Genomic DNA, 12,545 nt, shown 5'->3' with positions numbered 1-12,545 from the left:
GCCATGCAAGCCGGAAACCGTGTTTGCAGGAAGCCAGGATGGCCGCAAGGATCAACAGTTTTCGCGAAATCGCCAAGCGCTACGATGTCGTTTTATGTGACGTCTGGGGCGTGCTTCACAACGGCGTGCAGGCTTTCGCGTCCGCCTGTGAAGCATTGGCCGAGGCGCGCGCCGCCGGACTGACCGTCGTGCTCATCACCAATTCACCGCGCCCGAGCCCGATGGTGAAGGTGCAGATCCGCAGTCTCGGCGTGCCCGACGAAGCCTATGACCGGATCGTCACTTCGGGCGACGTGACCCGGGCGCTGATCGCTGCCGCCGACAAGAAGATCTTCTTCATCGGCGCCGAGCGCGACCTGCCCCTGCTCGAGGGGCTGGGGACGCAGATCGTTTCCTCGGAAGATGCCGAGACGGTCGTCTGCGCCGGCTTCTATGACGACGAGACCGAAACGCCCGAGCATTACCGCGCGACCCTGACGGGCCTTGCCAAGCGCAAGATCCCGTTCATCTGCGCCAACCCGGACCTCGTCGTCGAGCGTGGTCACCGGCTGATCCCCTGCGCCGGTGCGATTGCCAAGCTTTACGAAGAGCTGGGTGGCGAGGCGCGCATCGCCGGCAAACCCTATATCGCGATCTATCGCGCCGCCCTGGGCGAGGCGAAGGCCGCGCGCGGAGCGATTGACCTGACCCGTGTCATCGCCGTCGGCGACGGCATGCCGACGGACGTCAAGGGCGCGCAGGACGCGGGCCTGGATCTGCTCTATATCAGCGCCGGTATCCACGCCCAGGAATACATGAACGAAAGCCGGACCGACGAGGCGAAGCTTGCCGCCTTCCTCAAGAAGGAGGGCGCCTCGCCGAAATACTGGATGCCACGGCTCGCCTGACGGGAAGACGGAGATGACGGTTTTTCATCGCAACGAGACCCGTGATCCGCTTCCGGAGCACTTGCGCGGCGGTGTCGTCGCCATCGGCAATTTCGATGGCGTTCACCGCGGCCACCAGTCGGTCCTTAACCGGGCGCTGGAGGAGGCCAAGTCGCGCGGCGTGCCCGCGCTGGTCCTGACTTTCGAGCCGCATCCGCGAACCGTTTTTCGCCCGGACACTCCAGTCTTCCGGCTGACGCCGGCGCCGCTGAAGGCGCGCATCCTCGAAGGCATGGGCTTCGGCGCCGTCATCGAATATCCCTTCGACCGTACCTTCTCTCAGCTTTCCGCCTCGGATTTCATCCACCGCATCCTGCTCGAATGGCTGCATGCCTCGCATGTGGTGACCGGTTTCGACTTTCATTTCGGCAAGGGCCGCGAAGGCGGGCCTGCCTTTCTGATGGCGGCAGGCGGCGACAACGGGTTTGGTGTGACGCTGGTCGATGCCTTCCGTGATGAAAATGCATCCGTCATCTCGTCGAGCTATGTCCGCGCGCTGCTCGGCGAAGGCGATGTCGCCCAGGCCGCGGGCATGCTCGGCTACCGTTATCTCGTCGAAGCCGAGGTGATCGGCGGCAAGAAGCTCGGTCGCGAACTCGGTTTCCCCACCGCCAACATGCGGCTTGCACCCGAGGTGGAACTCCGACCCGGCATCTACGCCGTGCGCTTCCGTCGTCCCGACGGCTCGCTTTACGACGGGGTCGCCAGTTTCGGGCGCCGGCCGACGGTCGACAGCGACGGCGAACCGCTGCTCGAGACCTTCGTCTTCGACTTCTCCGGCGATCTCTATGGCGAAGTCTGCGCCGTGACTTTCTTCGGTCACCTGCGCGACGAATTGAAATTCGATGGCCTCGATCCGCTGGTGGCGCAGATCCGGCAGGACGAGGCCGAGGCCCGCGCGCTGCTTTCCGGCGTCACGCCACTCGGCGACATCGACCGCAAGCTCAACTTCGCCCGATAAAAGATTTCGGTCTTCGCGCGGCGGCGGACCTTTTCAAAAGGCCGAAAACGCCTTAAACAACCGGCCACCATGACCCGGCACCGTCGATTGATCATCGATCAGCGAATTATTGGCCCGGCCTTCCGCGTGCTGTGATCAGCCGGAAGGTCCGGGATTTCGGCGTTTCCGACGCCCCAGTCATCTCTCGATACCGAGCCCATTTCGTATGCGCGGCCGTTCGCGCGAAGAAGCGATTGCAAAAACCATGACCGACACCGCTGAAAAGATCGACTACTCCTCGACCCTCTATCTGCCGCAGACGGAATTTCCGATGCGCGCAGGCCTGCCGCAGAAGGAGCCGGAAACGGTGGCCCGCTGGCAGAAGATGGGCCTCTACAAGAAGCTGCGCGCATCGGCTGCCGGCCGCGACAAGTTCGTGCTGCACGACGGCCCGCCCTATGCCAACGGCAACATCCACATCGGCCACGCGCTGAACAAGATCCTCAAGGACGTCATCAACCGCTCGTTCCAGATGCGCGGTTTCGACGCCAACTACGTGCCCGGCTGGGACTGCCACGGTCTGCCGATCGAGTGGAAGATCGAGGAGAAGTACCGCGAGAAGGGCCAGAACAAGGACGAGGTTCCGGTCAACGAATTCCGTCGGGAATGCCGCGATTTCGCCGCCGGCTGGATCCAGGTCCAGGCCGAGGAGTTCAAACGTCTCGGCATCGAGGGCGACTTCGACAATCCCTACACGACGATGAACTTCCACGCCGAAGCGCGCATCGCCGGCGAACTGATGAAGATCGCCAAGCTCGGCCAGCTCTATCGCGGCTCTAAGCCTGTCATGTGGTCGGTCGTCGAGCGCACGGCACTTGCCGAAGCCGAAGTCGAATACGCCGATGTCGAAAGCGACATGATCTGGGTGAAGTTCCCGGTCACCGAAGGTCCCGACAGCCTTGCCGGCACCTTCGTCGTGATCTGGACGACCACGCCCTGGACCATCCCCGGCAACCGCGCCATCGCCTACTCGTCGCGTTATGCCTATGGCCTCTACGAAGTGGCGACCGCCGAGAACGATTTCGGCCCCCAGCCGGGCGAGAAGCTGATCTTTGCCAAGCGCCTGGCCGATGAGTCTGCCGCCAAGGCGAAGCTCACCTTCAACTTCGTTCGCGACCTCGAGGCCGATGAACTGTCGTCCGTGACCTGCGCCCATCCGCTGCACGGTCTGGGCGGCGGCTACGCCTTCAAGGTGCCGCTGCTCGACGGCGACCACGTGACCGACGATGCCGGCACCGGCTTCGTGCACACGGCCCCGAGCCACGGCCGCGAGGACTTTGATGCCTGGATGGACAATGCCCGCGCGCTCGAAGCCCGCGGCATCTCCTCGGCGATCCCGTTCACGGTCGACGACGCCGGCTACTTCACCGCTGACGCCCATGGTTTCGGCCCGGACGCCGAAGGTGGCGCCGGCCGCGTCATCGACGACAAGGGCAAGAAGGGCGACGCCAACGATCGCGTCATCAAGGCGCTGATCGCCCGTCACGCGCTCTTCGCTCGCGGTCGCCTCAAGCATTCCTATCCGCATTCCTGGCGCTCGAAGAAGCCGGTGATCTTCCGCAACACGCCGCAATGGTTCGTCTACATGGACAAGGCCTTTGGTGATGGCACGACCCTGCGTTCGCGCGCGCTGTCCGCCATCGACGACACCCGTTTCGTTCCGGGCGCCGGCCAGAACCGCCTGCGTGCCATGATCGAGGGACGTCCGGACTGGGTGCTCTCGCGTCAGCGCGCCTGGGGCGTGCCGATCGCGATCTTTGCCGACGATCAGGGCGAGATCCTGATCGACGAGGCCGTCAACGCTCGCATCCTCGACGCTTTCGAACAGGAAGGTGCCGATGCCTGGTTCACCGAAGGCGCCAAGGATCGCTTCCTCGGCAACGACCACGATCATGCCAAGTGGCATCAGGTCATGGACATCCTCGACGTGTGGTTCGACAGCGGTTCGACCCATACCTTCACGCTCGAAGACCGTCCGGACCTGAAGTGGCCGGCCGACGTCTATCTCGAAGGTTCGGACCAGCATCGCGGCTGGTTCCATTCCTCGCTGCTCGAAGCCTGCGCCACGCGCGGCCGCGCACCCTACAACGCCGTTGTCACCCATGGTTTCACCATGGATGAGAAGGGCGAGAAGATGTCGAAGTCCAAGGGCAACACCGTCACCCCGCAAGAGGTGATGAAGGATGCCGGCGCCGACATCCTGCGCCTGTGGGTGATGACGACGGATTATTGGGAAGATCAGCGCCTCGGCAAGACGATCATCCAGACAAACATCGACGCCTATCGCAAACTGCGCAACACGATCCGCTGGATGCTCGGCACGCTCGCCCACGACAAGGGCGAGGACATTGCCTATGCCGAGATGCCGGAACTCGAAAAGCTGATGCTGCATCGCCTGGCCGAACTCGACCAGGTCGTGCGCGAAGGCTACGACGCCTTCGACTTCAAGAAGATCGCCCGTTCGCTGATCGATTTCTCGAACGTCGAGCTCTCGGCCTTCTATTTCGACGTTCGCAAGGATGCGCTCTACTGCGACGCGCCGTCGAGCCTGCGCCGCCGTGCGGCACTCGCCGTCATCCGCAAGCTCTTCGATTGCCTCGTGCTGTGGCTGGCGCCGATGCTGCCGTTTACGACCGAAGAGGCCTGGCTGTCGCGCAAGCCCGATGCGGTCTCGGTGCACCTCGAACAGTTCCCGGCGATCCCGGCGGAATGGAAGAACGATGCGCTCGAAGCCAAGTGGGAGAAGATCCGTGCGGTCCGCACCGTCGTCACCGGCGCGCTCGAGATCGAACGCAAGGACAAGCGCATCGGCTCGTCGCTGGAAGCCGCACCGGTCGTCCACGTGGCCGATCCGGAGCTGTTGAAGGCGCTGGAAGGCCAGGATTTCGCCGAGATCTGCATCACCTCGGGGATCACTGTCGAGACCACCGAAGGTCCGGCCGACGCGTTCCGGCTGGCTGACGTGGCCAAGGTCAGCGTCGTGCCGAAGCTTGCCGAAGGCCAGAAATGTGCTCGCTCCTGGCGGATCACGACCGATGTCGGTTCTGATGCACTCTACCCGGACGTGTCCGCCCGGGATGCCGCTGCCTTGCGCGAGCTTGGTTTCAAGGCTTAACGCATTGTTACCGGATGAATTGCACTCCTTGCGTTCATCCGGTAAAACCTGCCCGAAATTTGGCGGATTTCTCCGCCATGGGCGCTTGAGTGGCCGCGCTGACTGGTGGCCGGCTGGAAGGAATCTCATGGAAATGACGCGAGAGTTGCGAGTGTTTGCCAGCGTGGCCGCCATTTTGACGAGCGGCCTGGTGCTTACGGGCTGCATCGGCGGCCCGACCTACGGCACGGACAAGACCGCCGGCGAACAGCTCATGGACGACCTCGGCAGCGTCGCAAGCTTCGGCCCGCCGAAGCGGGATCCGGTCAAGTACCAGCCGCGTCCGGGTCTCGTCCTGCCGCCGTCGGCCCAGCAGGCCTCGCTCGTCGAGCCGCAGAAGTCGCTCGCCAGCCGCGAGGGGAACCCGGAATGGGTCGAGTCTCCGGAAGAGGTGCGCAACCGCCTGCGTGAAGAGGCCGACGCCAACAAGAACAACCCGAACTATGTCTCGCCGCTTGCCAAGGCAAGCGCCAACGGTCGCCGGCTCTCTGCAAAGGAGCAGCAGGAGGCCTATCGTGAAGGGCGCAAGATCGAGATGGGCGCCTATTCCGACAAGCGCCGCTTCCTGAGCGATCCGCCGCTCGATTACCGCCGCCTGCCCGAGGGTACCGAGACCGATCTCGGCGAGCCGGAGAAGGACAAGGAGCGCCGCCGCAAGAAGGAGGCGCAGATCAAGAATACCGGCTCCAAGTGGTATTGGCCCTTCTAAACCCGTTCTCGCCGTTCCCTTGAACGGCGAAATGCCTCTCTCCCTTGGATCTATGCAGTTCCGGTCGAAAGCGCGTTTGCTTGGCTGCTGGAACTGCTTGAGAAGCGCCTGAGCCATGACCATCAGCATTCGCGACGCCCGCCCGGAAGACGCCGAAACCATTCTGCGCTTCATCACCGAACTTGCCATCTACGAGAAGGAGCCCGACGCCGTCGAGGCGACGGTCGAGATGCTGCAGGCCTCGCTCTTCGGTCCCGGTGCGATCACCCGCGCGGTGATCTGCGAGAAGGATGGCAAGCCGGCTGGTTTTGCCATGTGGTTCTACAACTATTCCACCTGGCAGGCGCGCAAGGGTCTTTACCTCGAGGATCTTTACGTCACCCCGGATTGCCGCGGCTCCGGCGCCGGCAAGATGCTCCTGAAGCATCTGGCAAAGATTGCCGTCGAGGAAGGCTGCGGGCGCTTCGAATGGAGTGTGCTCGACTGGAACGAACCGGCGATCCGCGTCTACGAATCGGTCGGCGCAGAGCCGATGTCCGAGTGGACGCGCTACCGCCTTTCGGGTGTCGCGCTCGAGAGCTTCGCCGCCGACTGAAGACGTTAAGGGGTCTCACCGCTTGCCGGCAAAGAAATCCCTGAGGATATCGGCGGCTTCCCGCTCGGCGATGCCCGAATAGACATCGGGCGCATGGTGGCAGGTGGGCGAGCCGAAGAAGCGCACACCGCTGTCGACCGCGCCGCCCTTCGGGTCGTCTGCGCCGTAATAGAGGCGACGGATGCGGGCGAATGAAATCGCCGCCGCGCACATGGTGCAGGGTTCGAGCGTGACGTAGAGATCGGCGCCGGTCAGCCTTTCGTCCTCGAGAACGGCGGCAGCCTCGCGGATGGCGACGATCTCCGCATGGGCGGTCACGTCGTTGAGCTCGCGGGTGCGATTGCCGGCGCGCGAGATGATGCGGCCGTCGAAAACCACCACGGCGCCGATCGGCACTTCGCCGCGTTCGGCAGCCTTGCGGGCCTCTTCAAGGGCCGCATCCATGAAGCGTGTCGTCTCAGCCATCGCTCAAACAATAATTTCTCTTAACCCACGGGCCGCGACCTGATAGGACAGCCGCAAAAGGCAGGCAACACAAATGACATCCAAAGACAAGCCCACGCGGCCTGGCGGCAAGTCCGCTGGCCGGGACAAGAAACCGCATTTCGCCGACAAGAAGGGCGCTGCGCCGAAAAAGGCTGCAGGAGCCAAGGCTTCCGGCCCGAAGTCTTTCGGTGCCAAGGGCCCCGGCAGGGGCTTCGACGCAAAGACGTCTGATCCCAAGGCCGGCGCTTCGCGTCCGGCCCGGGAGCGCCCGGCAGCGGCTGCAGCGGCCGCCGACGAGCCGCAGCGCATCTCGAAGATCCTGGCGCGCGCCGGCGTTGCCTCGCGTCGCGACGTCGAGCGCATGATCATGGAAGGCCGCATCAGGCTCAACGGCGTCATCCTCGACACGCCCGTGGTCAACGCGACGCTCGCCGATGCGATCGAGGTCGATGGCCAGCCGATCCGCGGTATCGAGCGCACGCGCCTCTGGCTCTATCACAAGCCGGCCGGTCTGGTGACCACCAATGCCGACCCGGAGGGTCGTCCGACCGTATTCGAGAACCTGCCGGACGAGCTGCCGCGGGTTCTGTCGATCGGCCGCCTCGACATCAACACCGAGGGCCTGCTGCTTCTCACCAATGACGGCGGCCTTGCCCGCGTGCTCGAACTGCCGTCGACCGGCTGGCTGCGCCGTTACCGCGTGCGCGCCCATGGCGAGATCGATCAGGAAGCGCTCGACAAGCTGAAGGACGGCATCGCCGTCGACGGCGTGCTGTACGGCGCCATCGAAGCGACGCTCGACCGCGTCCAGGGCTCGAACGTCTGGATCACGATGGGGCTTCGCGAAGGCAAGAACCGCGAAATCAAGAACGTGCTCGGCGCGCTCGGCCTCGACGTCAACCGCCTGATCCGCATCTCCTACGGCCCGTTCCAGCTCGGCGAACTGCCGGAGGGACACGTCCAGGAAATTCGCGGACGCACGCTGCGCGACCAATTGGGACCGCGCCTGATCGAGGACGCCAAGGCGAACTTCGACGCGCCGCTTTACAATGATCAGGCGGCGACCGTTGCCGGTGAGGCTGAAGACGACGCCGCCGACACGCGCAGGCCGGAGCGCAACAACCGCTGGGAAAAGCCGGAGGACAAGCGCGAGCGTGCCCTTTCTCGTCTGGACACCCGTCGTGACGACCGCCGCGACGGTGGTGGTCGTGGCAAGGATGGTGCCCGCGGCAAGGGTGGCCCGCGCGAAGACCGCGACGCCAAGTTCGAGGATCGGCCGAAGCGCGCGCCGGCTCAGCGCGCCCGCACGGCCAATGTCTGGATGGCGCCGGGCGCCCGCCCGCTCGCCGAAAAGAAGCCGAAGTCCGTTGATGGCGATGCCACCGAGAAGTCCGCCCGTCGCGAGCGTCCGGAAAGCGCGCCTAAGTCCAAGCGCTACGGCCGCAACAAGGATGGTCTGGCGACGAAGACGACCGGCAAGTTCGACCCGGACCGCAAGGGTGGCCCGCACAGAGACTTCGACCGCGCCGATCGTCCGGCCTCTGCCGCGCCGGTCAAGCGTCGCGACGACGAGGGCGAATGGATCAGTGCCAGCGAACCTGCCCGTCGCGGCAAGGACGAGGGCCGCGATGGCGGTTTCGGCCGGCGCAAGTCGGGCGACGCGGGTGACCGCAGGTCGCGCGATCACGGTGACCGTCCTGCGCGCCGTGACGGCGGCGACCGTCCCCGTTCTGAAGGCGGACCGCGCAGCTATTCCGACAAGCCGAGGGCGCCACGCGCCGACGGTGATCGTCCGCAGCGTCGCGAAGGCGGTGAGCGTTCGTTCAGTGACCGTCCGGCTCGCAGCGACGGCGGTGATCGCCGGTTCGACAAGCCGCGGGCTCCACGCGCTGACGGTGACCGTCCGCCGCGTCGCGAAGGTGGCGACCGTCCGTTTGGCGACAAGCCTCGCGGCAAGTCGTTCGGCGGCAAGCCCTCGGGCGGAAAATCCTTCGGTGAACGCTCCGGCGGTCCGCGCGGCGGTAAGCCTGGTGGCGGCAAGCCCGGCGGTGGACGCCCCGGCGGCCCTGGTCGTTCCGGCGGCGGGCGCCCGGCTGGCGGCGGTAAGCCGCGCGGCAGAGGAAACTAAGCGGTCGTGCGGATCGTCGGCGGGGAGTTTCGGGGTCGCAGCCTGGCGACCCCCAAGTCCAACGATATCCGGCCGACCACGGACCGGACGCGCGAAAGCCTGTTCAACATTCTGAGCCATTCCTATCCGGACGCGCTCGACGGCACGCGTGTGCTCGACCTTTTCGCGGGCACCGGCGCCGTCGGCTTCGAGGCGCTGTCGCGCGGATGCCGGCATGCGCTCTTTGTCGAGCAGGGCGTCGAGGGCAGGGGCCTGATCCAGACCAACGTCGAGACGCTCGGCCTGCAGGGCCGGGCCAAGGTCTTCCGGCGCGACGCCACCAGCCTTGGCGGCGTCGGTACGATGGAGCCGTTTCATCTCGTCTTCGCCGACCCGCCCTATGCCAAGGGGTTGGGCGAAAAGGCCTTGGAGTCGGCTGCCATCGGCAACTGGCTGGTGCCCGGCGCGCTGGTGATCCTCGAAGAGCGGGCAGATGTCCAGCCGGCGCCGGTCGCCGTCTTCGAAAACCTCGACGTCAGGGTGTTCGGCGACACGCGCATGCATTTCTATCGGTTTCGCGGAGCCTGATGCCGTAATTTCGGTTGAGTTGACGGGATAGGCTCAGCCGGACGACGCCATTTTCTCAACCCGCCCAGCGCGGAGGCATGCCGATGAAGCAGGATCTTTCGATGACGCATGGATCGGCAGGGGCCCCGGCGCGGCCCACCGTCGCGCTGGCGCTTGGCGGTGGCGGCGCCCGCGGTCTTGCGCATATCCATGTCATCGAGGCACTGGATGAACTCGGCATTCGGCCGGTCGCGATCGCGGGCTCGTCGATCGGTGCGATCATGGGCGCCGGCATGGCGGCGGGTTTGCGCGGCGAAGAGATCCGGGCCCATACGCTTTCCACCGTCGGCCACCGGCGCGAAGTGGTCAACCGCCTGTGGCAATTGCGGCCGTCGAGCCTTTCCGAAGCGATGGCGAGCGGCTTCCGTTTCGGCCAGTTCAATGTCGAGCGGGTGCTCAAGGCCTTCCTGCCCGAGGCCATCCCGCAGAAATTCTCCGACCTCGAAATCCCGCTGAAGGTAGTCGCCACCGACTATTACGGTCAGACGGAGAAGATCTGCGAGAAGGGCGACCTCCGCAAGGCCCTGGCTGCGTCTGCGGCGCTGCCGGCGATCTTCACGCCGGTCCGGATCGACGGGCGGGTCATGATCGACGGCGGCATCTACAATCCCATTCCCTTCGATCACCTGCGCGGCCTTGCCGATATCGTCATTGCGGTCGATGTCGTCGGCGGGCCGGATGGCGACGGCAAGGCGATCCCGAGCCGGATCGACAGCCTGTTCGGCGCGAGCCAGCTGATGATGCAGTCGATCATCGCCATGAAGCTGAAGGAGGGGGCGCCGGACATCCTGTTGCGTCCCGATGTCGGCCGCTACCGCGTGATGGATTTCCTGCGCGCCCAGGACGTGCTGAACGCAACGGCTGCGATCAAGGACGAACTGAAGCGCGCACTCGAAGAGCGGATGACAGCGCCAAGGCTCACCTGAACCTTGGTGTTTGAAGCTTGGGGCCTGAACAACCTTGGCAATGACGGCGCGTGCCGTCGCAGCGTGAGCGGTTAGGCGCTTTCGCGCTCGTCCGCGGGAAGGCCCGGGAGGATCCGTTCGCCAGTCTCTTGCGAATGGTCGACCTCGCGCTTCGGCTTGACCAGCGGCTCCGGACGCACAGGCCGCGAGTGCAGCATGTCGCGGCCGGCGGTGATGCCCTCGGCCTCCTGTAGCACGAGGCGCGCCTCGTCGCGCTTGCGGATGTCGTCCATGATCGCGATCGCCTCGTCGTCGCCGACCCCCAGTGCCTCCAGTGTCTTGCGGCCGAAGAGCAGGCCGGACTCGAAGGTCTCGCGCAGCTCGTAGTCGACACCCTTGGCGCGCAGTTCCAGCGTGTGCAGACGATCGTAGGAGCGGGCGTAGATGCGGGCATTCGGATATTCGGATTGCACGAGGTCGATGATGTGGTCGGTCGTTTCCTTCTTCTGGGTGCAGACGGCGACGATCTTGGCCCGTTCGATGCCCGCGGCGCGCAGCACGTCGAGACGGTTGCCGTCGCCGAAGTAAATCCGGAAGCCGAAGGTCGCGGCCTGGCGCACGCGCGCGGCGGAATGATCGATGATCGTCACATCGCGACCGCCGGCAAGCAGGATCTGGGCGGCGATCTGGCCGAAGCGGGAGAAGCCGATCATCAGCACATCGGCATTGGCGCCATCGAAGTCTTCTTCGATCTCTTCGTCCATCTCGTCCTGCTCGCGCATCAATTTCGGCGCGAGCATGGAGGCAAGGGGCGTCAGCGCCATCGACAGGGTCACGATCGCGACCAGCAGCGAGGCGTTGCCGTCCGAGAAGACGCCGGCGCTTGCCGCCGCCGTGAACAGCACGAAGCCGAACTCGCCGCCCTGCGGCAAAAGCAGGCTGATGCGCACGGCGTCATTGTGATGTGATCCGGTGAAGCGGCAGAGCCAATAGAGAACCAGGCTCTTCAGTGCCATCAGCAGCGGCACGGCGATGATAATCAGCTGGTAGCGCTCGACGATGACGCCGAGCTCTAGCGACAGGCCGACCGCCATGAAAAACAGCGCCTGCAGGATACCGCGAAACGGCTCGATATCCGCCTCGAGTTCATGGCGGTAGGAGGACTCGGCCAGCAACACGCCTGCAAGGAAGGCACCCATGGCCATCGACAATCCGGCGAGCTGCATCATGGTCGCCGCCCCCATGACCACAAGCAGTGCGGCGGCGATCATGACATCGCGTGCGCCGGTGCGAGCTATGAGCTGGAACAGCGGATTCACCAGGTAGCGCCCGGCAGCGAAGAGCACGACGATCGCAGTGGTGGCGATGGCGAAATCCTCGAGCGGCGGCGTGGTGTCCTCGGGCGCCTGTGCCGCCAGCAGCGGGATCAGCGCCAGAAGCGGCACGATCGCGAGATCCTGCAGCAGCAGGATCGAAAAGGCGCGTTGCCCGTAGCGCGTATTGCGGTCGTTGCCCTCGTCGAGGATCTGCATGGCGAATGCCGTCGACGAGAGGGACAGTCCGAAGCCGGCGATGATGCTGCCGCCATGATCGAGGAGGCCGAGGGCATAGATGGCGTAGGAAAGCAGGATGCCTGTCAGCAGCACCTGCGCCGTGCCGAGGCCGAAGATGTCGCGCCGCATCTGCCAGAGGCGCGAAGGCTTGAGTTCGAGCCCGATGATGAAGAGCAGGAAGACGACGCCGAGTTCCGAGACGTGCAGGATCTGCTCGCCCTCGGTGATGCTTTGGGCGACAGGTCCGATCAGCACGCCGGCCGAAAGGTAGCCGAGGATCGTGCCGAGCCCGAGCCGCTTGAAGATGGGAGCGGCGATCACTGCGCCACCGAGCAGCATCAGGGCCTGGGAATAGATGATCGGTGTCGTTGCCATGCCTCAGGCTTTCACTGTTGCTGAACCCGGCCCCCAAGCGGAGCTTTCGAGAGCGCTTCATTTGCGGTGTTTGAGCGGGAATCGGGTCGATGCCCTTGATGCCTGCTT

10 protein-coding genes are annotated in these 12,545 nt (G+C 64.9%); 8 read left to right on the top strand and 2 right to left on the bottom strand.

Annotated features, from left to right (window positions below; genetic code table 11):
* Positions 1-38 precede the first annotated feature (38 nt).
* The 5 genes from OVA00_RS15380 (at position 39) to OVA00_RS15360 (ending at position 6,384) form a co-directional block, all read left to right on the top strand.
* Positions 39-887: a TIGR01459 family HAD-type hydrolase gene (locus OVA00_RS15380; RefSeq protein ID WP_034800971.1), complete on the top strand. Its 849-nt coding sequence runs from the start codon at positions 39-41 to the stop codon at positions 885-887.
* Positions 888-900: 13 nt separating this feature from the next.
* Complete coding sequence (locus tag OVA00_RS15375; RefSeq protein WP_034800973.1) at positions 901-1,887, top strand: bifunctional riboflavin kinase/FAD synthetase; 987 nt, start codon at positions 901-903, stop codon at positions 1,885-1,887.
* Between the two features lie 244 nt (positions 1,888-2,131).
* A complete protein-coding gene (gene ileS, locus OVA00_RS15370) occupies positions 2,132-5,041 on the top strand; it encodes an isoleucine--tRNA ligase (RefSeq protein ID WP_060516569.1) in 2,910 nt (969 codons plus the stop codon).
* A gap of 127 nt (positions 5,042-5,168) precedes the next feature.
* Positions 5,169-5,789 carry a hypothetical protein gene (locus tag OVA00_RS15365; protein ID WP_060516427.1) on the top strand — a complete coding sequence of 207 codons (621 nt, stop codon included), beginning with the start codon at positions 5,169-5,171 and terminating at the stop codon, positions 5,787-5,789.
* A 115-nt stretch (positions 5,790-5,904) separates the two neighbouring features.
* A complete protein-coding gene (locus OVA00_RS15360) occupies positions 5,905-6,384 on the top strand; it encodes a GNAT family N-acetyltransferase (protein ID WP_060516425.1) in 480 nt (159 codons plus the stop codon).
* Between the two features lie 15 nt (positions 6,385-6,399).
* Here OVA00_RS15360 and OVA00_RS15355 read toward each other — a convergent pair whose 3' ends face one another.
* Positions 6,400-6,849: a nucleoside deaminase gene (locus OVA00_RS15355; RefSeq protein WP_060516423.1), complete on the bottom strand. Its 450-nt coding sequence runs from the start codon at positions 6,847-6,849 to the stop codon at positions 6,400-6,402.
* 73 nt (positions 6,850-6,922) lie between these two features.
* Between OVA00_RS15355 and OVA00_RS15350 the strand changes: the two genes are divergently transcribed.
* From OVA00_RS15350 to OVA00_RS15340, 3 genes are all read left to right on the top strand, one after another.
* Positions 6,923-8,998, top strand: coding sequence for a pseudouridine synthase (locus OVA00_RS15350; protein WP_268089285.1), 2,076 nt, complete (start codon positions 6,923-6,925; stop codon positions 8,996-8,998).
* 6 nt (positions 8,999-9,004) lie between these two features.
* Positions 9,005-9,565 carry a 16S rRNA (guanine(966)-N(2))-methyltransferase RsmD gene (gene rsmD, locus OVA00_RS15345; protein WP_034800983.1) on the top strand — a complete coding sequence of 187 codons (561 nt, stop codon included), beginning with the start codon at positions 9,005-9,007 and terminating at the stop codon, positions 9,563-9,565.
* 83 nt (positions 9,566-9,648) lie between these two features.
* Entirely contained in the window at positions 9,649-10,530 is an 882-nt protein-coding gene (locus OVA00_RS15340; RefSeq protein ID WP_060529841.1) for a patatin-like phospholipase family protein, read from the top strand.
* A gap of 71 nt (positions 10,531-10,601) precedes the next feature.
* Here the strand turns inward: OVA00_RS15340 and OVA00_RS15335 are convergent, their stop codons facing one another.
* On the bottom strand, positions 10,602-12,437 hold the full coding sequence (locus OVA00_RS15335; RefSeq protein WP_034800989.1) for a monovalent cation:proton antiporter-2 (CPA2) family protein: 1,836 nt from the start codon (positions 12,435-12,437) through the stop codon (positions 10,602-10,604).
* Positions 12,438-12,545: the final 108 nt, after the last annotated feature.

Source organism: Ensifer sp. SL37, from assembly GCF_026672675.1.
GTDB lineage: Bacteria > Pseudomonadota > Alphaproteobacteria > Rhizobiales > Rhizobiaceae > Ensifer > Ensifer adhaerens.
This window is presented reverse-complemented; position numbering and strand designations above follow the sequence as displayed.